At 57.6% G+C, this 21,343-nt stretch carries 18 protein-coding genes; 5 read left to right on the plus strand and 13 right to left on the minus strand.

Annotated elements, in window-relative coordinates; genetic code table 11:
- Positions 1-22: 22 nt before the first annotated feature.
- The gene (yjgA, locus tag Q1K07_RS18130; RefSeq protein ID WP_300314277.1) at positions 23-529 is read right to left on the minus strand and encodes a ribosome biogenesis factor YjgA; all 507 of its coding nucleotides are present in this window, start codon (positions 527-529) and stop codon (positions 23-25) included.
- Positions 530-719: 190 nt separating this feature from the next.
- Between yjgA and pmbA the strand changes: the two genes are divergently transcribed.
- Positions 720-2,060, plus strand: coding sequence for a metalloprotease PmbA (gene pmbA / locus Q1K07_RS18135; RefSeq protein WP_300314280.1), 1,341 nt, complete (start codon positions 720-722; stop codon positions 2,058-2,060).
- A 118-nt stretch (positions 2,061-2,178) separates the two neighbouring features.
- Here pmbA and Q1K07_RS18140 read toward each other — a convergent pair whose 3' ends face one another.
- Positions 2,179-3,591 carry a PLP-dependent aminotransferase family protein gene (locus tag Q1K07_RS18140; RefSeq protein ID WP_300314283.1) on the minus strand — a complete coding sequence of 471 codons (1,413 nt, stop codon included), beginning with the start codon at positions 3,589-3,591 and terminating at the stop codon, positions 2,179-2,181.
- 123 nt (positions 3,592-3,714) lie between these two features.
- Between Q1K07_RS18140 and Q1K07_RS18145 the strand changes: the two genes are divergently transcribed.
- Positions 3,715-4,314 carry a LysE family translocator gene (locus tag Q1K07_RS18145; protein WP_300314286.1) on the plus strand — a complete coding sequence of 200 codons (600 nt, stop codon included), beginning with the start codon at positions 3,715-3,717 and terminating at the stop codon, positions 4,312-4,314.
- Between the two features lie 100 nt (positions 4,315-4,414).
- Here the strand turns inward: Q1K07_RS18145 and Q1K07_RS18150 are convergent, their stop codons facing one another.
- The 9 genes from Q1K07_RS18150 to Q1K07_RS18190 form a co-directional block, all read right to left on the minus strand.
- Entirely contained in the window at positions 4,415-4,801 is a 387-nt protein-coding gene (locus tag Q1K07_RS18150; RefSeq protein ID WP_300314289.1) for a hypothetical protein, read from the minus strand.
- A 184-nt stretch (positions 4,802-4,985) separates the two neighbouring features.
- The gene (locus tag Q1K07_RS18155; protein WP_300314291.1) at positions 4,986-5,897 is read right to left on the minus strand and encodes a hydroxymethylglutaryl-CoA lyase; all 912 of its coding nucleotides are present in this window, start codon (positions 5,895-5,897) and stop codon (positions 4,986-4,988) included.
- Between the two features lie 30 nt (positions 5,898-5,927).
- Positions 5,928-8,030: an acetyl/propionyl/methylcrotonyl-CoA carboxylase subunit alpha gene (locus Q1K07_RS18160; protein WP_300314293.1), complete on the minus strand. Its 2,103-nt coding sequence runs from the start codon at positions 8,028-8,030 to the stop codon at positions 5,928-5,930.
- Positions 8,031-8,042: 12 nt separating this feature from the next.
- Positions 8,043-8,876 (minus strand): enoyl-CoA hydratase-related protein, encoded by an 834-nt coding sequence (locus Q1K07_RS18165; protein ID WP_300314296.1) that lies wholly within the window; start codon positions 8,874-8,876, stop codon positions 8,043-8,045.
- 29 nt (positions 8,877-8,905) lie between these two features.
- Complete coding sequence (locus tag Q1K07_RS18170; protein WP_300314299.1) at positions 8,906-10,513, minus strand: carboxyl transferase domain-containing protein; 1,608 nt, start codon at positions 10,511-10,513, stop codon at positions 8,906-8,908.
- Between the two features lie 4 nt (positions 10,514-10,517).
- Positions 10,518-11,687: an isovaleryl-CoA dehydrogenase gene (locus Q1K07_RS18175; RefSeq protein WP_300314302.1), complete on the minus strand. Its 1,170-nt coding sequence runs from the start codon at positions 11,685-11,687 to the stop codon at positions 10,518-10,520.
- Between the two features lie 210 nt (positions 11,688-11,897).
- On the minus strand, positions 11,898-12,743 hold the full coding sequence (locus Q1K07_RS18180; RefSeq protein ID WP_300314305.1) for a substrate-binding domain-containing protein: 846 nt from the start codon (positions 12,741-12,743) through the stop codon (positions 11,898-11,900).
- Between the two features lie 81 nt (positions 12,744-12,824).
- Entirely contained in the window at positions 12,825-13,550 is a 726-nt protein-coding gene (locus Q1K07_RS18185; protein WP_300314308.1) for an ATP-binding cassette domain-containing protein, read from the minus strand.
- Positions 13,547-14,245, minus strand: coding sequence for an ABC transporter permease (locus Q1K07_RS18190; protein ID WP_300314311.1), 699 nt, complete (start codon positions 14,243-14,245; stop codon positions 13,547-13,549). The genes Q1K07_RS18185 and Q1K07_RS18190 overlap by 4 nt, the downstream gene beginning before the upstream one ends.
- 104 nt (positions 14,246-14,349) lie before the next feature.
- Here Q1K07_RS18190 and dmeF point away from each other — a divergent pair, with 104 nt between their 5' ends.
- From dmeF to Q1K07_RS18205, 3 genes are all read left to right on the plus strand, one after another.
- Entirely contained in the window at positions 14,350-15,324 is a 975-nt protein-coding gene (dmeF, locus tag Q1K07_RS18195) for a CDF family Co(II)/Ni(II) efflux transporter DmeF (protein WP_300314314.1), read from the plus strand.
- A 463-nt stretch (positions 15,325-15,787) separates the two neighbouring features.
- Entirely contained in the window at positions 15,788-16,822 is a 1,035-nt protein-coding gene (locus Q1K07_RS18200; protein WP_300314317.1) for a histone deacetylase family protein, read from the plus strand.
- Between the two features lie 313 nt (positions 16,823-17,135).
- Entirely contained in the window at positions 17,136-18,491 is a 1,356-nt protein-coding gene (locus Q1K07_RS18205) for a Na+/H+ antiporter family protein (RefSeq protein WP_300314320.1), read from the plus strand.
- A gap of 111 nt (positions 18,492-18,602) precedes the next feature.
- Here Q1K07_RS18205 and Q1K07_RS18210 read toward each other — a convergent pair whose 3' ends face one another.
- Both Q1K07_RS18210 and groL read right to left on the minus strand, forming a co-directional pair.
- Positions 18,603-19,346, minus strand: coding sequence for an RNA methyltransferase (locus tag Q1K07_RS18210; RefSeq protein WP_300314324.1), 744 nt, complete (start codon positions 19,344-19,346; stop codon positions 18,603-18,605).
- A gap of 323 nt (positions 19,347-19,669) precedes the next feature.
- On the minus strand, positions 19,670-21,313 hold the full coding sequence (groL, locus tag Q1K07_RS18215) for a chaperonin GroEL (RefSeq protein ID WP_300314325.1): 1,644 nt from the start codon (positions 21,311-21,313) through the stop codon (positions 19,670-19,672).
- Between the last annotated feature and the right edge of the window lie 30 nt (positions 21,314-21,343).

The following is a 21,343-nucleotide window of genomic DNA, read 5'->3' on the forward strand; positions in this document are numbered from 1 at the left end:
GTCCGTAGCTCGTAGCTGGCGGTTATAGACCGGCAGTGTCGCGCATCAACTTGAACAGTCGTTTCGCGTTGGTTGGCGGCTTGTTTTGCTCGCGTTCCTTGCGAGCGTTGCGAATCAGTTGGCGTAGGGCCTGGCGGTCGGTATCTGGATATTCAACGAGGAAGGCTTCCACCGCTTCATCGCCTTCTTCAACCAGACGGTCGCGCCACCTTTCCAGGCGCACGAAGGCATGTTCACGGTTGACCTGGGTCTGCTCGATCTCGTCGAATATCGCCTGAATGCCCTCAAGGTCTTCCTTGCGCATGAGCTTGCCGACGTATTGCATATGGCGCCGGCGAGCCTCGCGAGCGCGGATACGATCGGTTTCTTCGATGGCGCGCTTGAATTCGTCGGACAGCGGGAAGCGTTCGCGCTCCGCTGGCTTCATGGCAATGAAGCGTTCGCCAAGTTCCTGCAGCTCATGCATTTCGCGCTTGAGTTGAGACTTGCTGGGGCGCTCATCGATAGTGGAGCGATCATCCTGGTTCATACCGGGTCCCTGGGTAAAGATGCGGGGGAAATGAAATGGCCCCAAGTATACCAGCCGCACGGCCCAAGGGTGGAAATGCCAGGCAAGCACCGGCAAGCTGCTTTGTATGGGGCATTGTGGTCATACCATTAGCCGCCGGGCGATAACAGATTGATGGGGCCGGAATATCGGCCATGACAGGAGATGATTCATGACACAGGCGTTCGATGCCAAGGCGCAACAGCAGACGCTGGAAGACCGTGCCCAGAAAGCGTTGGAATTGGCCAGGCGCTTGGGGGCCGATGCTTGCGAGGTAGGTGCCAGCGTCGATCAGGGGATTGGTATCAGCGTTCGCGAAAGCGATGTGGAATCCGTGGAGCTATCGCGAGACCAGGGTATTGCCGTAACCGTCTATGTTGGCAAGCGCAAGGGTAGCGCTTCGTCCAGCGATGCCAATGATGACTCCATTCAGAGTGTGGTGGAGCGCGCTCTGTCCATCGCCCGCTATACCGGTGAGGACTCGGCGTCAGGGCTTGCCGATGCAGAGCTGATGGCGACAGAGTTTCCTGACCTGGATGTCCACCATCCGTGGGAGCTGAGTACCGAACAGGCCGTTGAGCTGGCGTTGGCGTGCGAGAGTGCAGGGCTTGGCCAGGAAGGTATTCGCAGTTCTGATGGCGCTAGTCTGTCCAGTGGTGAGGGCGTGCGCGTCTATGCCAACAGTCATGGCTTTCTCGGTAGCCAGGCGGGTAGCCGTCATTCGTTGTCCTGCATGTTGATCGCAGAGAACGGCAATGGCATGCAGCGTGACTACGATTACACCAGCAGCCGCGACCCCAAGGAGTTGTGGACTCCTGAAACTGTCGGTCGCAATGCCGCTGAGCGCACGTTGCGTCGCCTCGGCGGGCGGCGCCCTGCAACGGGCCGTTTCCCGGTCTTGTTTGATCCCAGTATGGCGAGTGGCCTGGTTGGGCACTTGATGTCCGCTATCTCCGGCGGTGCCATTTACCGGGATGCCTCATTCCTCTGTGGTCGGCTGGAGGAATCATTGTTTCCTGAGTGGTTCAGTCTTGGGGAGAAACCCATGCTGATGCGCGGTATGGCCAGCAGCCCCTTCGATGGAGATGGTGTCCAGACCCGCGACAATGTCTTTATCGATAGCGGCAAGTTAGCCAGTTATATGCTGTCAGCCTACAGTGCACGCCGCTTGGGACTGCAAACTACCGGCAATGCCGGTGGCGCGCGCAATGTGCGTATCAACGCGCCACTGCAAAGTCGTGAAGCGCTATTGTCGCGTATGGACCGTGGGATTCTGGTGACAGAGTTGATGGGACAGGGGGTCAATGGTGTGACGGGAGACTATTCTCGCGGTGCTGCTGGCTTCTGGGTGGAGAATGGCAAGATTCAGTACCCAGTGGAAGAGTTCACGATCGCCGGCAACTTGAGCCAGATGTTCGCGGGGCTGGCGGCGGTTGGTGACGACATTGATACTCGTGGCAGCATCCATACCGGCAGCTGGTTGATCGATGAGATGACGATCGCCGGCGACTGAAACCTGTCAGCCTCCTGACAGAATGAACCATCAAGCCCAGCGGCAAAAGCGCTGGGCTTGATGGTTCAGGGCCGTATGTTTCCTGATGAGGGGGAGGCACTGACTTCATGACGCATGCCTACAGCGTGCTCCAGGGAGAGGTGCCTTCATCTTCCAACACTTCCAGGATGATGTTCAACGCGCGCTCCAGGGCGTCGCGACTATCCGGAGAGCCAACGCATAGACGCAATGCCTGGGGAGCGGGCTCGCTCCCCGTGCAGAATGGCTCTGGCGTCGCGACACGAACACCCGCTTGATCGAGCAGGGCATGTACTTCACTGGCACGACGGCCTTCTGGCAGGGGGAGCCACAGGTTGGAACCCCGTGTCAGACCACGCGGGTGATAGGCCGCCAGGCGGTGCTGGGCCAGTTCCTGGCGGAACTGGAGTTCTTCTATCTGCCAGTCATGGAGCTGCTGGGCGCGAGGGGAGGCGATCCAGCGACAGGCAGATTCCACCATCAAAGGGGGCACCATCCAGGATTGGGCGCGCAATGCGCTACCAAGTCGTTCTCGTAGCACATCCGGTACCTGCAAGGTGCCGACCCGTAATCCTCCCGACAGTAGTTTCGACGTGCTGAAGATATGCAGGGTACGTTCTGGTGCCAGGTGTGCCATGGAGGTACCTCGGTCTGCAGAGGGTACGTACTGGACGCTGTCCTCTACAATCCAGAAGTTGTGCCTCCTGGCGAGCTCAGCCAATTGGATGCGCCTTTCTTCCGTCAACTGAACTCCCGTGGGGTTGTTCTGGTCCGGGGTGACATAGACCAGGCTAGGAACCTGGCGTTGGCACAAGCGTTCCAGAGCCGCGATGTCCATGCCGTATTCGTCCAGCGGAATTCCCAGCGTCTTGAGATGTGCGTGACGTGCCGCACTGTTGAAGCCGGGATAGGTCAAGGCATCGGCAGCCACAAGTTCGCCAGGGCGTGTGAGGATTCTCAGGCAGAGATCGATGCCGTGTTGGCCCCCCTGAGTCACGACTAATGAGCCAAACACCGGAAATGACAGGCTGTCGAGCCAGGCTGCGAGTGCCCGGCGATGATGGGGAGTGCCAATGTCCGCTTGGTATTCGCAGACTTCCGCAACCGTCGCCGGGTCACTAGCGATGGAGGCCAATACTTCGCCGAGGCATTGTTGGCGCCAGGGGTGGGGAGGAGCGAAGCTCAGGCTCATGTCGATGACGCCATCGCTGCACTCGCGTGGCTGCATGCTGAAGGCCGAGGCAGTTGACGAATTCTGATCGCAGACGTAGGTGCCGCTGCCGACCCGAGATTGTACCCAGCCAAGATGATGAGCCTCGTTATAGGCGCGGGTGATGGTGCCGACGGTAACATTCAACCGATCAGCCAACTGACGTTGAGGAGGCAGTCTGTCTCCAGGGCCTAATTCGCCTGTCTCGATTGCCTTGCCGATGGACTCTGCGATCTGGCGATAGCGAGGAATGGGCTTGGCATCAGACTCTGAAGCACCAAGTTCCGGGGTCCAGATTGTCATGGTGACAATAAAACCTTTGACGTAAAAATTGTACTTATTATGCTCAATGTTCAACGCTATTGATAGGCGTTGATGTGTGAATTGTAGGGGTTCAATTTTAAAGAAAAGGTTGAGGAGACCGTTATGGAAGACTGGGCATTCCTGATTCCCGCCGCACTGTTCATGGTCTCCATGACCATCACTCCGGGACCTAATAATGTCATGCTCACGGCATCCGGGGCGAACTATGGTTTCATGCGTACGTTGCCGCATTTGTTTGGCATTCTGGCAGGCTGCTTTGTCTTGTTCGCCAGCATCGCCCTGGGGCTGGGCGTCGTGTTCGAGCGCTATCCCGCGGTGCAGAGCGTGCTCAAGGTGGTAGGCAGTGTGTATTTGTTGTATCTGGCCTGGAAGATCGCTACGGCCCCGCCACCTCAATTCAGAACGGAAGGCGCTCGCCCTTTGAGTTTCTGGCAGGGTGCCGCTTTTCAGTTCGCGAATCCCAAGGCTTGGGTGATGGGAATTGCGCTGATGGCGGGCTTTTTACCAGAAGCCGGTAACCCGTGGCTGAATGCGCTGGTGCTGGCAGGAGTGGCGGAACTGGTGGGGTTGCCCTGTATTGCGCTGTGGGCAGGGTTTGGTACGGCAATCGGCAAGGTGCTCAAGTCAGCCACCAGCTGGCGCTGGTTCAATGGCACCATGGGGGCCATGACGGCAGCTTGCGTGGTGATGATTCTGGGCTGAAGCAGGGAAATGATTGTGCGCCATGGCCAGAAACTGCCATGAACAGCAATCGCAGCCGGTGCGATGTTGCGCCGGCTGCGGAATATTCAGCACTGAGGGCTCAGTAGTTGGAAGTGAAGCACGTGGCTGGCGCCATCTTGGGCATGGTGACGATCGCTGTCATTCCCTTGCCATTGAACTGATAGCGGCCATCGGCAGAAACATAGTCCATTGCCAGGCCTGACGTGCCATTCTGAGGTGCAAGCTCAATGCTTTGCCCATGACCATTGAGGTGCATCGTCGCGGCTTCTGGCGCCGTGAACTCCATGGTGAAGACACTGCCGCTATTACAGGTGTAGATGGCAGTTCTTGCATTGAAGGTGCTGGTTTGAGCCGATGTCTGGGGCTTTGTGGCGGCCTCTGTCTTTTTATCGGCATCAGATTGGCCCCCGGCGCAGCCTGCGAGGGTGATGGTCAGGGCAGTGGCAGCAAGCCAAGCGATTTTCATGCAGTGTCTCTCCTTGAGAAAGCGCCAAGGCAAAATCAGGCAGCCACCTTGTTGAGGTGGCTGCGACATTCTAACTGATTCGGTGGAAGTTCCGAGTTCTGCTTGATGATTTCATTAGGGAAGTTCTGGAGTATTCGATGCACCCTGCAGTAAAAGCTCTCAAGCCGACTACGTGAGTCGCTGGTCAGCGACTGGAAAGGGCGACTCCCGCCTTGGAGCGGTTAGGGCGATTTATGGCGCGTGTCATCCAGTCACCGACTGCGGCGATGCGTTCCAGGTCCACGCTGCACTGAATGCCCAGCCCCTTGAGCAGATAGACCACATCTTCGGTAGCCACATTGCCTGCCGCACCCTTGGCGTAGGGGCAGCCGCCCAGACCTGCCACGGAACTGTCCACGACAGCCACACCTTCTTCGAGCACTGCCATCAGGTTGGCCAATGCCTGGCCATAGGTATCGTGAAAGTGTGCGGCGAGGCGCTCCATGGGGACCTCCCTGGCCACGGCTTCGAGCATGCGCTTGGCCTTGAGCGGTGTTCCGGTACCGATGGTATCTCCCAGCGAGACCTCATAGCAGCCCATGTCATTCAGGGCTCTGGTTACCTGGGCGACCATGGCAGGAGAAATTTCCCCTTCGTAAGGACAGCCGAGCACGCAGGAGACATAGCCGCGCACTCTCACGCCTTCGGTACGTGCACGTTCGATGACGGGAGCGAAGCGCTCAAGGGACTCGGCGATGGAGCAGTTGATGTTCTTCTGCGAGAACGATTCGGACGCGGCACCGAATACCGCGACTTCCTGAACGCCTGAGGCGAGCGCCTCTTCCAGCCCCTTCAGGTTTGGGGTCAGAGCGGAATAGCTGACATCTGAGCGCCCTTTGCCCTCATGCATCAAGGCTCGCATGACCTGGCTGTGATCGGCCATCTGCGGTACCCATTTGGGTGATACAAAACTGGCCGCTTCAATATGGGTATGGCCGGCATCAGCCAGGCGCTCGATCAGTTCCAGCTTGATCTCGGTGGAAATCGGCTCAGGTTCATTCTGCAAGCCGTCGCGGGGGCCGACTTCGACCAGGCGCACAGAAGCGGGTAGGGCCATGAGGGGCTCCTTTTCAATATTGTTGAATCATCAATCTGTTTCGGCAGCAGAGAAGTCGAGCAGCACGTCCCCCTGGCCTACTGTATCACCCGCCTGGAAGTGGAAGTTTTCCACGCTTCCATCGACTGGGGCGGTCAGGGTGTGCTCCATCTTCATGGCTTCCATTACCATCAAGGCATCACCCTTGGCCACGGATTTACCGGGTTCTACCAACAGCGCTACCACCGTACCGTGCATGGGAGCCGTCAGTGTCGATTCCTCTTCATGCTGGCCATGATCAATCGTGTCGATACGGCGCCAGAACAGGCGTACTTCGCCCTGCATGCTGGGTGAGAGTGGCGTGGTCAGCACGATCTCATTACCATCACGGCGAGCCAGCAGGCGATGACGATGTCCATCCAGGGTGATCGCGACAGCATCTCCAGACAACGTGGTCAGGCTGGCCGAGTGGGTCGACATCTCCTGCTCGGCAGGCGTCACCTTGAGCTGCCATGCGCTAGCGCCGGGGTGGTAGCTGCCTTCGATCAGGGTGCGGGATGCCGGGTTCTTGGCCATGCCTTCCTTGGGGTCGCAAAGGAAGATACGAATGCGGCGAGGACCATTGATCCGGAAACCATCATGGCGGTCCCAGGGGGAGGTGCTTTCACACTCCCGAGCCAACTGATGCAACGCGATCAGGGCGGCGGATGCCAGGCTTTCGCGGGACAGACCATGGGTGGCAAACAGGCTGTCTTCATGGCGTTCGATAAAACGGGTATCCAGTTCGGCTGCCTGAAATGCGGGATGGCTGGCCAAGCGCATCAAGAAGCCCCGGTTGGTCACGACGCCTTGTACATCCAGTGCGGCCAGGGCACGGTTGAGCGTGGCCAGGGCGGCGCCGCGGTCAGGGCCATGGACGATCAACTTTGCCAGCATCGGATCGTAGTGCATGGAAACGCTATCACCGCTTTCCACACCACTATCCAGACGCACCTGTTCAGGCAACAGGGAAGCTCCCTCGAGATCCAGCCTGAAGCGGCGTAGCTGTCCCGTGGCCGGCAGGAAATCATTGTCAGGATCTTCTGCATAGAGGCGGGCTTCAAAACTGTGGCCTTCGATGGCCAGTTCCTCCTGGCTGAGTGGCAGTGGTTCTCCCATGGCAATGCGTAGTTGCCACTCGACCAGGTCCTGTCCCGTGATCATTTCGGTAACGGGGTGCTCCACCTGGAGACGTGTGTTCATCTCCATGAAATAGAACTGCTGGTCCGCATCGAGAAGAAATTCCACTGTACCTGCGCCGACATAGCCAATCTCTCGGGCCGCGCGTACCGCAGCCTCGCCCATGTCACGGCGCAGGTCCTCGCTCATGCCCGGAGCAGGGGCTTCTTCCAGCACTTTCTGATGACGGCGCTGCACGCTGCAATCACGCTCGAATAGATAGACACCATTACCGTGGGTGTCACAGAACACCTGAACTTCCACGTGACGTGGTTGGGTCAGATATTTCTCGATCAACATGCGATCATCGCCAAAGGCAGCAAGCGACTCCCTGCGACAGCCCTCCAGAGCGGCCTGGAAGGCAGCAGAGGTCTCGACGACACGCATGCCTTTTCCCCCTCCGCCCGCGCTGGCCTTGAGCAGAACGGGATAGCCCATCTTGTCGGCCTCGGCCTTGAGCAGGGCATCCTCCTGATTATCTCCATGATATCCCGGGACCAATGGCACCCCGGCTTGGGTCATGCGTGTCTTGGCTGCGGATTTATCGCCCATGGCGGCAATCGCAGAAGCGGGAGGCCCGACGAAGACAATATCGGCATCGTCGCATGCGTGTACGAAAGCACCGTTTTCGGAAAGGAAGCCGTAGCCCGGATGGATGGCTCCGGCGCCGCTGCGACGGGCAGCATCGATGACCTTGTTCACATCCAGATAGCTTTCGCGGGCCGCTGCAGGCCCAAGCCGGATCGCTTCGTCCGCTTCACGTACATGAAGGGCATTGGCATCGGCATCGGAATATACCGCCACGGTTCGCAGGCCCAGTCGCCGGGCGGTTCGCATGACGCGGCAGGCAATTTCACCGCGGTTGGCAATCAGTAGTGTGTCGAAGTACCGGCTATTGATGTGGTCGCTGGCGCCGTTGGTGGAGGAAGATCTCATGAGCGGCGCTCCTTATTGTTGCGGGCGTTTTTGTGAAGGAGGAACATTGATGGCCCAGGAGGGGCGGCGCTTGTCGAAAAAGCTGGCCAGCCCTTCCTGACCTTCAGCGCTGACACGCAACTGACTGATGACGTGGCAGGTATGTTCGCGAGTCTCATCGCTGTCTGGAGCTCTGGCCACTACCGAGAGCAGGTCCTTGGTGGCTCGGCTGGCCTGGGGAGATGTGGCGAGCAGGGTGTCGAGCATGCCTCCCACGGCAGCATCGAGGTCGTCCAGTGGCACGACCTGATGAGCCAAGCCCAGTTGTTGGGCCGTGTCGGCGTTGATGATTTCTGCTGTCAGTGCATATCGTCGCATCTGGCGGGAGCCAATGGCACGCTGCACATAAGGGCTGATGACGGCCGGTGACAGGCCTATACGGACTTCGGAGAGACAGAATTTTGCACAGTCGGCAGCGATGACGATATCGCAGCAGGCGGCAAGGCCGACAGCTCCGCCAAAGGCGGCTCCCTGAACGCGTGCAATGGTCGGGCAGGGAAGCGTATCGAGGCCGTGCATCAGGGCAGAGAGCTTGCGTGAGTCGGACAGATTGTCCTCAACATCATAGTCGACCATGCGCTTCATCCAGCCCAGGTCGGCCCCAGCAGAAAAGCTCTTGCCAGTGGAGCCCAACACCACGACGCGAACTTCACTACGTCGCGCTGCATCAGCGAGGCTGACCAGATGCTGGTTCAATTCCTCGATCAGTACATCATCAAAAGCGTTATGGACCTTGGGGCGGTTCAAGGTCAGGTAGGCCACACCACGTTCATCGATACGCAGTTGTGAAAGGGAGCTGTCAGGCATCTTGGACCTCTGTCGAATAACGTTGGGCGCTACATGCGGAACACGCCGAAGCGGGTCTCTTCGATGTCGGCATTCATGGCGGCGGCCAGGGACAGGCCAAGGACATCCCGGGTCTGGGCCGGATCGATGACACCGTCATCCCATAGGCGTGCGCTGGCATAGGTCGGGTGTCCCTGGTGCTCATACTGGTCGCGAGTCGGTTGCTTGAAGGCTTCCTCTTGCTCTGCAGACCAGCTCTCACCGGACCGTTCGATCTGTTCACGCTTGACTTGGGCCAGCACCCCTGCGGCCTGTTCGCCCCCCATGACCGAGATACGAGCGTTGGGCCACATGAACAGCAGGTGAGGGTCGTAGGCTCGCCCACACATGCCATAGTTGCCGGCACCAAAACTGCCGCCAATCAGCACGGTGTACTTGGGGACCTTGGCGCAGGCCACCGCGGTAACCAGTTTGGCGCCATGCTTGGCAATGCCTTCGTGTTCGTACTTGGAACCCACCATGAAACCGGTGATGTTCTGCAGGAATATCAAGGGAATTTTGCGCTGGGAGCAGAGTTCGATGAAGTGAGCCCCTTTGACGGCACTTTCCGAGAACAGCACGCCGTTATTGGCGATGATGCCGACAGGATATCCATGAATATGGGCAAATCCGGTGACCAGTGTGTCACCGTAGTAGCGTTTGAACTCATCGAACTCGGAATCGTCGACGATACGGGCGATAACTTCGCGGACATCAAAGGGCTTTTTCAGATCGGTGCCGACGATGCCGTAGAGTTCTTCGGGGGCGAATCTGGGAGGGCGGGGTTCTGCCATCTTCAATGATCCGCGCTTTTGCCAGTTGAGGCGCGCGACACAGCGGCGGGCCAGTTGAAGGGCATGAGCATCGTTATCGGCCAGGTGATCGGCCACGCCGCTGATGCGGGTGTGCACGTCCGCTCCACCAAGATCTTCAGCGCTGATATTCTCGCCGGTAGCAGCTTTTACCAGAGGAGGCCCACCGAGGAAGATGGTGCCTTGCTGTCTGACGATGATTGACTCATCGGCCATGGCTGGCACATAAGCACCGCCTGCTGTGCAGGAGCCCATGACGACGGCAATCTGCGGTATTCCCTCTGCCGACAGTGTTGCCTGGTTATAGAAGATACGGCCGAAATGATCACGGTCGGGAAACACTTCATCCTGCCGCGGCAGAAAAGCACCACCGGAGTCCACCAGGTAAACGCAGGGCAGGCGATGCTTGCGGGCAATCTCCTGGGCACGCAAGTGCTTTTTCACGGTCATGGGGAAGTAGGTACCGCCCTTGACCGTGGCATCGTTGGCCACAATCATGCACTCCACGCCACTGACACGCCCGATGCCCGTGATGATGCCGGCAGCAGGCACATCGGTATCGTACATGTCGCGGGCGGCCAGGGCAGAGAATTCAAGGAATGGCGAACCTTCATCGATCAAGTGATCGATACGATCACGCACGAACAGCTTGCCGCGCGATTCATGACGCTGGCGGGCCTTTTCTCCGCCGCCCTGGCGGATGGCATCGGTCAAGGACAAGAGCTTATCGACTTCGGCGCGCATGGCGGCGTCCTTGGCCTGAAACTCCTGGGAGCGCGTATTGATGCGAGTATCCAGAATCGCCATGGGATCACCGTGATTCGTTGAACAGTTCGCGACCGATCAGCATGCGGCGGATTTCGCTGGTTCCTGCGCCGATCTCGTAGAGCTTGGCATCGCGCAACAGGCGGCCTGTGGGGAATTCATTGATATAGCCATTGCCGCCAAGTAGCTGGATGGCATCAAGGGCAACCTGAGTCGCTTTTTCGGCGCAGTAGAGAATGACGCCGGCGGCATCCTTGCGCGAACACTGGCCTCTGTCGCAGGCAGCGGCAACGGCGTAGAGATAGGCGCGGCAAGCATTCAGTGTGGTGTACATATCAGCCAGCTTGCCCTGAACCAGTTGGAACTCACCAATGGATTGGTTGAACTGCTTGCGTTCGTGGATATAGGGCACGACCACATCCATGGCGGCCTGCATGATACCGATGGGGCCTGCTGCCAATACGGTGCGCTCGAAGTCGAGGCCACTCATCAGCACGCGCACGCCTCTGTTCACTTCACCCAACACGTTTTCGGCCGGAACTTCGCAGTCTTCGAAGACCAGTTCACAGGTATTGGAGCCACGCATGCCCAGCTTGTCGAGCTTCTGAGCGGTAGAGAACCCCTTGAAGCCTTTTTCGATGATGAAGGCTGTAATGCCCTTGGAGCCTGCTTCCGGGTCAGTCTTGGCATAGACGACCAGAACATCGGCGTCAGGACCATTGGTGATCCACATCTTGTTGCCGTTGAGGATGTAGCGGTCACCATCCTTGCGCGCACGCAGTTTCATGGAAACGACATCAGAACCGGCACCGGGCTCTGACATGGCCAGGGCACCCACATGCTCGCCACTGATCAGTTTCGGCAGGTACTTGGCTTTCTGTTCGGGGCTGGCATTGAGCTTGATCTGGTTGACACAAAGGTTGGAGTGAGCGCCATAGGACAGAGCAACCGAGGCGCTGGCCCGTGAGATTTCTTCCATGGCGATACAATGGGCCAGATAGCCCATGCCACTGCCTCCATCCTCTTCAGGAACGGTGATGCCCAGCAGTCCCATGTCGCCAAATTTCTGCCATAGATCATTGGGGAATTCGTTGTTGGCATCGATCTCGGAGGCGCGTGGTGCAATCTCGTCGCGGGCGAAGGCATTGACTTGATCTCGCAGCATGACCAGGGTCTCGTCGAGGCCAAAGTCCAAGGGGGTGTAGGGGCTGTGCATGGCAGACACCATATGACGGTAAGAAGTAGTGAACACAGCCTAGAAAAGGTTTACGTTAACGTAAAGTGCAACTTTGTTTGCTTGTACTAAAGTCGGATGATGATCTCCTGCATCGCGTAAGAAACGTATGGGGAAACTCCTGTTCTGGTTCCGTTGGCAAGCGGAACCAGAGCGAAAGAATGGCCAGCAGAAAACTGGCCACAAGAGGCGTCATTTGTTCGTTGCGGCATTCGGAAAGAACAGCTGCTCACCTTTTACCCTGAAGTCGGCAATCGCCTGTTGACCTTCATCCGATAACAGCCATTGGTGCCATTGGGCGGCCAGGTCATGCTTGAGATGGGGATACTTTTCGGGAGACATCAACAGGCTGCCATATTGGTTGAACAAGGCCTCGTCTCCAGCATAGAGCAGATCCAGGTTCTGGCGGTTATCGAAGGACACCCAGGTGGCACGATCAGACAAGGTGTAAGCATCCATGGCAGCGGCAGTGTTGAGTGTGGCGCCCATGCCACTGCCAAGCTCTCGATACCATTCACCCTGTGCTTGGATATCAGCGGCTTCCCATAGCCGCAGTTCGGCGCGGTTGGTTCCGCTGTCGTCGCCGCGTGAAGCAAAAGGGGCTTCGCTGTCGGCAATGCGTGCCAGGGCATCTGTGACGCTTTCAGCACTGTTAATGTTCGCAGGGTCATCCTTAGGACCGATCAGCACGAAGTCGTTGTACATCACGTCATCACGTTCTGTGGCGTAACCCTCCGCGACGAACGATTCTTCTGCAGTCTTGTCGTGAACCAGCAAGCTGTCTGCATCTCCACGGCGAGCCATTTCGAAAGCCTGGCCGGTACCCACTGCCACGACATGGACATCAATGCCTCTGGCTTTCTTGAATTGGGGCAGGATGGCATCGAACAACCCCGAATTTTCCGTGGATGTGGTGGACGCCAGTGTAATGAAAGGCGCTTTTTCTTCTGTAGATACGGGGTCTTCTGCGAGCGCTGGCGTGATGAATGACGCAGCCAGGGTTATGCCGAGCAGTACCGGTAGCCATGTTTTTGTCATGTGATGGCGCTTCCTTTGTGTTGAGGCGCAAGGCAATAGAGCGTCATGCTTGTTAAATGAAAGTGATACTCGTCACTGAGCCTAGTCCATCAACTCACCTTGGATGAAAGCCTTGGCCTGCACGGTAGCAGGAACCTGGAAGAAAGTGTCGGCAGGTGAGTGTTCCAGTAATTTGCCATGGTGGAGGAAGATGACGTCATCAGCCAGGCGACGGGCCTGGTGCAGGTCGTGGCTACTCATGACGATGCGCACGCCTGCATGATGAAAGGTGTTGATGGCGTCTTCGACCGCACGAATAGCGGCTGGGTCAAGCGCCGAGGTGGGCTCATCAAGAAAGAGGACCTCGGGCTCCAGTAGCCAGGCGCGAGCCAGGGCAAGGCGCTGTTGTTCTCCTCCGGAAAGCACTCTGGCAGGTCGTCTGGTGACGTTTGCCAGGCCAAAGTGTTCAAGAGCCTCCATGGCACGCTGACGGCGCCTGTTGCGAGGGCATCCTTGTACTGCCAGCGCGTATTCGAGATTGGCCCGAGCAGAGCGGCGCAGTAGAACAGGATGTTGAAATACCATGGCCTGTCGGGGCACATGTCCGCACCAGTGCAGGTGGCCTGAAGATGGTTTGACGAGGCCATGAGCCAGGCGCATCAACAGGCTCTTTCCCGCCCCGTTGGGGCCCATTATCAAGGTGCGGTGGTTTCCTTCCAACTGCAGGGAAAGCGGGCCAAGCAGCAACTGACCTGCCGCCTGGTATGCCACATCATGGAAATGCAGGCGTGGCATGCATGTCGGATGGGCAAGAGACAGGCTGGTCATCCAAGGCTCCTTTTCGTGCCTTCGCCAATCAGGTAGGCCATGCCATTCAGCAATGCCACGAGCAGCATCAAGATCAAGCCCAGACCAAGCGCCAGGGCCAGATTTCCCTTGCTGGTCTCGAGAACGATGGCGGTGGTCATGACGCGGGTCACGCCGTCGATGTTGCCACCGACGATCATGACCGCACCGACTTCGGCGCTTGCACGGCCAAGGCCGGCGAGGATGACGGTGATCAAGGCCAGGCGCGCATCCCAAAGTAAAGTAGGAATGCGCCGAGCCTTGGAAACGCTCATGGAACTGAGTTGCTCGGCATACTCGCCATGCAATTCCTCAATGCGTTGACGAGTCAGAGAGACCAGAATCGGTAGTATCAGAATGACTTGTGCAACGATCATGGCGGTAGGGGTGAACAGCAAGCCGAACTCGCCAAGGGGGCCGGCACGGGAAAGCAGCAGATAGACACTCAGGCCCGCAACCACGGGCGGCAGGCCCATCAATGCATTGAACACCACAATGATGATGGCGCGACCTGGAAAACGATAGAGTGCCAGAGCTGCACCTAGAGGCAGGCCAATGAAGGCGGCAATGATCACTGCGCTCAGGGATACACGCAGGGATAGGCTGACAATGGCAAGCAGCTCCGGATCGAAGTTGGCGATCAACTGCAAGGCGGTGATGAAAGCGGAATCACTCATGTCATTCAATATGCTGAGAGGCGCGCTAAAGTGCAATGAGAGAGATAAAAACGCACTCGAAAGAAGTACAAGATAGCGCTCATGTGCGAGATAGAGGAACTGGCATGAATCCTCACGGGGTAGATGACTGGAAGCATGAGCATGTCTTCGCTCAGGACCAGGTGAGAGCAGGGGAGCGCCGGACGTTGATCGTGGTGGTGCTGACGCTGGTGACCATGATCGTCGAAATCATTGCCGGCATAAGCTACGGGTCCATGGCGCTATTGGCAGATGGCCTGCACATGGGGTCGCACGCGACAGCACTGAGCATTTCCGCCTTCGCTTATATCTATGCCCGTCGTCATGCCCGCGACCGGCGGTTCAGCTTCGGTACCGGCAAGGTCAATGCGCTAGGAGGATATACGGGAGCCCTGCTGTTGTTCGGCTTTGCCCTGGTCATGGCTGTCGAAAGTGTCGTACGCCTGTTCAACCCGGTCGAGATCGTATTCAACAGTGCGATCCTGGTGGCTGTCATCGGCTTGCTGGTCAATGGCATTTCCGCATGGATACTGAGTGTGGGGGATCGTCATCATGGACAGGGGCATTTCCATCATCACGCCCATCATGATCACTCTCATGCGGGTCATGAACACCACGACCATAACCAGCGATCAGCCTATTTGCATGTGCTGGCGGATGCTCTGACGTCCTTCATGGCGATATTTGCCTTGTTGACGGCCAAATACCTGGAATGGAGCTGGATAGACCCCGCCATGGGCATTCTTGGGGCAGTACTGATCATTCGTTGGGCCATTAGCTTGCTGCGAGATACCAGTGGCGTATTGCTAGACCGGCAGGTGAGTGAATTTGATGCAGAGATTCGCGAGGTGATCGAAAAGGGAGGGATGGATCGCATCAGTGACCTGCATCTCTGGACCATTGCTCCAGGAATGCATGCGGGCATCATTGCCCTGGTGTCGGATATGCCGCAGGCTCCTCATGTCTATCGCGAGAAGATTCAGCAACGCTTGCCTCAATTGGTACATATCACCATTGAAGTGGAGCAGAGCCTGGAGCATGGCGGGCATCGCGAATCGTGATGAATGCGCCAGGACTTTGGTGTCTGTTAATGGAGACACTCCATGTCGGTAATGATCGACATGGGGAAAATGATATCAAGCTGGTATTCTACCTCTTTTAGACGATGAGGAATGATCATGCGCAGTATGCCATTGATCGCTTTGGTGGCCTCGCTGCTAGCGCTGGCTGGATGTAGTTACCACCCTGCACGTATAGATCCTGAACCGCTGATCATCTTAGGTGATGATCATCACGACGGCCATTCGCGTGGTGGCAATTTCTGTCCGCCAGGGCAGGCCAAGAAGGGTCGTTGCGGCTATTATCACTGACACTTCTGCGAAACTGATTGATCTTAGTTGAGCCAACGCAGTAGTTTGTGGTGGTGTTCCTGGCCTGTTTTCCGGCACTATTTGATGTACGTCTCTCTGTTGCTGACACTGTAAGTAGCGATTGAGGGACCGTCATGACCGGAGACAGATATTGATGAAACTTTTCTATCATCCCGACCAGGAACGCCATGCGCCGACGCAGTACCTGCGTCGAGGCGCTCTCGTTGCTTCCCCTGAAGGACCACGTCGGGCAGAACTGCTGGCGGAAGGGATTCAGCAACTGGGCCTTTCCCTAAGCACGCCCGCAGAAGTTGATAGTCCCAAGCTCAGGGAGCGCCTGAAGCAGATTCATACGGAACGCTATCTGGATTTTCTCGAAACTATCCATGCTCGTTGGCGCGCTCTTTCCGGCGCTGCTGATTTCGTTACGCCCAGCATCCATCCCTGCGGTGCAGGAAGGCATTATCCAAGACATCCTGTAGGCCAGGCTGGCTGGCATCTCAATGATTATGCATGCGCAATGAATGCCGATAGCTTTCAGGGCATTCTTGCCAGTGCGGCGACAGCTCAGGCTGCCGCAGAAAGCCTCAATGAGGGGGAAGGTTCGGCATATGCTTTGTGCCGTCCGCCTGGTCACCACGCCGGTCCGGAGCGTACGGGTGGTTTCTGCTTCATCAACAATGCGGCGCTGGCGGCAACGATACTACGTGAGAAGGTCTCGCAGGTTGCTATCCTGGATATCGACCTGCATCACGGCAATGGTACCCAGGAAATCTTCTACGGTCGTGGGGATGTGTGGACCGGATCGCTGCACGTCAATCCTTCTGATTTCTATCCCTACTATTGGGGGACGGAGGAAGAGACGGGTATCGGCCCTGGCAACAGAGCCAACCTCAATGTGCCACTGGCCGTTGGCAGCGGTCTTGAAGCCTTCCAGGCGGGGCTCGACAAGCTGATCGATTCCATGGCCAGTTTCAGCCCCGATGCATTGGTAGTGGCACTGGGGTTGGATACTCACAAGGATGATCCTCAAGCGGGCATGAGTCTGGAAACCGAGGATTTCGAGATCATTGGCCGCCAGATTGGTGAGTTGGGCATACCGACATTGTTTGTGCAGGAAGGTGGTCACCCGACAGCTAGCCTCGGCAAGAACCTGGCTGCATTCTTGAGTGGATTTCGTTCTGCCTGACCCTTTCCATGGACACCTAAATAAAAACGCCACGGCAAAAGCCGTGGCGTGAAGTTGGCAGGTTTCCTCCCTGGGGCTCCCTCCCGAAGCCCAATCTCCCTTGGTGCTTCCTGCACCATCGCATCCGTGACGCTCGTGGGGCAGTATCCTTTGCCCAGTGCCTCCTGAAGACACGAGATCATCTTCGCCCAACTTGATGACAATGCCATCACGTTATTGTGACAAGAATGTGGCATCCGCCTGGCAGGTGCTTTTCTGGTAAGATCTCTGCCGTTTTTCCTCTCCCTTTCCAAACTCGGACGCAAGTGCATATATGAACGCAGTCATACTCGCGGTGCTGGTGATGGTCGGGCTATCTCTGGCGCGCGTTTCAGTCGTGCTGGCGCTGGTAGTGGGTGCCCTGGTTGGAGGTCTGGCAGGAGGCCTTTCCATCGAAGACACCCTGACAGCCTTCAATGATGGGGTAGGCGGTGGTGCCAAGGTGGCACTGGCCTATGCAACGCTTGGGGCCTTTGCTGTGGCGATCTCTCGCTCTGGTCTTCCGGACATGCTGGCCCGAAAGCTGATCGCCTTGCTTGGGCAGGAAGCCTCTGCATCTCGCCAGGCGACAGTCAAGTACCTGTTGCTGGCCTGTGTGCTGCTGGTGGCGATTTCTTCCCAGAACCTGATTCCTGTGCATATCGCTTTTATCCCCATTCTGATTCCGCCATTGCTCAAGGTAATGAACCAACTGCGCATGGATCGCCGAGCGGTCGCCTGTGCGCTGACCTTCGGTCTGACAGCGCCTTACATGCTGCTTCCGGTAGGCTTTGGCGCCATCTTCCTCAACGATATTCTCCTGGCCAATATCAATCAGGCAGGTGAAGCGTTAGGTCTGAATATCGATCGGCATATGGTGCCCGTGGCGATGGGCATTCCTGTGGCGGGCATGTTCCTGGGGCTGCTGGTGGCGGTGTTCATCAGCTACCGCAAGCCCAGGGTCTATGAGGCGGTTGAGGTGGGGAATGGCAATCCGCATGGGCATCACCATGATGAGACTCCCGTAGAGCCTCACACGCTGGGACTGGTGATGTCTGTGGTGGCTATCGTGGCTGCCCTGGGGATTCAGCTGTATACCGGCTCCATGATTCTTGGTGGCCTGGTCGGGTTTTCGTTGCTATCCATGGGGGGGATCTTCAAATGGCGCGAAGCTGATGACCTTTTCACCAATGGCATGCGCATGATGGCCCTGATCGGTTTCATCATGATTTCGGCGTCCGGTTTTGCCTCGGTGATGAATGCCACCGGGCAGATCGAAACCTTGGTCAGCACCAGTGTCGACATCATCGGTGACAACAGAGGGCTGGCAGCACTGCTGATGCTGCTGGTCGGCCTGTTCATTACCCTGGGGATTGGCTCGTCATTCTCGACCATTCCCATTATTGCTGCCATTTTTGTGCCACTGGCGGTGCAGTTTGGATTTTCGCCATTGGCTACGGTGGCCCTGGTAGGTACGGCGGCAGCATTGGGTGATGCAGGCTCCCCGGCGTCTGATTCCACTCTTGGGCCGACATCCGGGCTTAATGTGGATCGCCAGCATGACCATGTCTGGGACAGCGTGGTGCCCACCTTCATTCACTACAATATTCCTCTGATCGCCTTCGGTTGGATTGCTGCCATGATGCTGTGATCACGCTGCCGAACGACAAGCTACCTGACAAGAGGTGAGATACCATTCGCCCGTGCTGCTGGAGGATCATGGAAACCCAGCTCACGGGCGAATGCATTGATGACGCCTTGGTCAACCCTGCCGCCCATCTTCAAGATGCGTTTCCAGCGATGCCAGCAATCCACGCAGTAGAGAAAGCTCCTTGCGTGATGGTTCTGCACGAGCAAACAGAGCCTGCAGGTGTGCCTCGGTTCTGGCATGAGGTTGGGTGAGAAAACCGCTTTGATGCATGGCCCGGCTCAGATGCTCATGGAAGTGGGTCATCTGTGCGCGGCTGGGCATGCGTTCATCTGTGGGACGTGGCACGCGTGCATCACCCTGTGGGTGGCGTCGCCAGGCTCGACGTACCTCGTAAGCGAGTACCTGGACGGCCTGAGCCAGATTGAGAATGCCGTAGTCCGGGTTGGTAGGAATGCTTACCTGATGGCTGCAGCACTGGATCTCTTCGTTGGTCAGGCCATAGCGCTCCCGCCCAAATACGAGCGCGACAGGATCTGTCTGAGCATCCTCCACGAGATCCGCCGCCATATCATCCGGCTCGTCATAGTGGGGCAGAGGGAGGCTGCGCAAGCGTGCGCTGGCGCCTACCACGCGTACACAGTCCTGAATGGCTTGCTCCAGCGTATCCACTACCCGAACATTGTCGAGCAGGTCTGTAGCACCTGCCGCCAGGCGAGTCGCCTCGCTATGGGGAAAGTCCTTGGGTGATACCAGGACCAGGTCACTGAGTCCCATGGTTTTCATTGCACGTGCCGCGGAACCGATGTTGCCGGGATGGAAAGTCTGGACCAGAACAACGCGAATATTGGTGAGCATGCGGATACAGTCGCCGGGAGAATCAAGGCCAGCATTGTAACCTTACGAGCTACGAGCTACGAGCTACGAGCTACGAGCTACGAGCTACGAGCAGCTCGAGCTATAAGCTGTAAGTCTTAAGCTATAAGTAACCCCGACCCCCGAAGTAATGCGCGGAATTGCCAGTTTGGCACCGCCTGTTCGCCACTCGTTGCTCGAGTCTCGTAGCTGGTCCTTGGTCTGCTCGTAGCTCGTAGCCCACGGCTCGAAGCTAAATCACCCACAAACAAAAGCCCCGCCGGGAAAATCCCGGCGGGGCTTTGCAGCTTGGAGCTGGGGGATGATTACATCATACCGCCCATGCCACCCATTCCGCCCATGCCGCCCATGTCAGGGGCTGCATCTTTCTCTTCCGGATCGTCAGCGATCATGGCTTCGGTGGTGATCATCAGACCAGCCACGGAGCCAGCGGACTGCAGGGCAGTACGCGTGACCTTGGCCGGGTCCAGAACACCCATTTCGAACAGGTCGCCATACTCGCCCGTCTGGGCGTTGTAGCCATAGTTGCCTTCGCCGGCCTTGACGGCATTGGCGATGACAGAGCCTTCCTGGCCAGCATTGGTGACGATCTGACGCAGCGGAGCTTCCATGGCGCGCAGGGCGATGGCAATACCGTGAGTCTGATCTTCGTTCTCGCCCTTGAGGTCAGCGATCTTGCTGAGGACGCGAACCAGTGCAGTACCGCCGCCAGGCACAACGCCTTCTTCAACGGCTGCACGAGTGGAGTGAAGGGCGTCTTCGACGCGAGCCTTCTTCTCCTTCATCTCGACTTCAGTTGCTGCGCCGACGCGGATGACGGCAACGCCGCCAGCCAGCTTGGCAACGCGCTCCTGCAGCTTCTCGCGGTCGTAATCAGAGGAGGTTTCCTCGATCTGAGCGCGGATCTGGTTGACGCGAGCTTCGATATCGCCGTCGTTGCCTGCACCATCGATGATGGTGGTGTTTTCCTTGGACATGGTCACGCGCTTGGCAGTGCCCAGGTGATCCAGGGTAGCCTGCTCCAGGTTCAGACCCACTTCCTCGGAGATCACAGTGCCGTTGGTCAGGATAGCGATATCCTGCAGCATGGCCTTGCGACGATCGCCGAAGCCAGGAGCCTTGGCGGCAGCAACCTTGACGATACCACGCATGGTGTTGACCACCAGCGTTGCCAGAGCTTCGCCTTCGATATCTTCAGCGATGATCACCAGCGGCTTGCCTGCCTTGGCCACGGCTTCCAGAGTCGGCAGCAGCTCGCGGATGTTGGAGATCTTCTTGTCGACCAGCAGGATGAACGGATCTTCCAGTTCCACCGCCATGGTGTCCTGATTGGTCACGAAGTACGGAGACAGGTAGCCGCGATCGAACTGCATACCTTCGACGACATCCAGCTCGTCTTCGAAGCCACGGCCTTCGTCAACGGTGATGACGCCTTCCTTGCCGACTTTCTCCATGGCTTTGGCGATGATCTCACCGATACGAGTGTCGCCGTTGGCAGAGATGGTACCTACCTGGGCAATAGCCTTGGAGTCGGTGCAGGGCACGGACAGCGCCTGGATTTCCTTGACGGCGGCGATGACGGCCTGGTCGATACCGCGCTTCAGGTCCATCGGGTTCATGCCGGCAGTCACGCCTTTCAGGCCTTCATTGACGATAGCCTGGGCCAGAACAGTCGCGGTGGTGGTGCCGTCACCAGCAACGTCAGAAGTCTTGGAAGCCACTTCCTTGACCATCTGAGCACCCATGTTCTCGAACTTGTCCTTGAGCTCGATTTCCTTGGCGACGCTGACGCCATCCTTGGTGACGGTCGGAGCGCCGAAGGACTTCTCCAGTACCACGTTGCGGCCTTTCGGACCCAGAGTAGCCTTGACGGCATTGGCCAGAACGTCGACACCGCGCGCCATGCGCTTGCGGGCATCATCAGAGAACTTGACTTGTTTCGCTGCCATTTTCGTAAATTCCTTTGAATCTATGCGTCA

Source organism: Halomonas sp., from assembly GCF_029263665.1.
In the GTDB taxonomy this organism is placed as follows: domain Bacteria; phylum Pseudomonadota; class Gammaproteobacteria; order Pseudomonadales; family Halomonadaceae; genus Halomonas.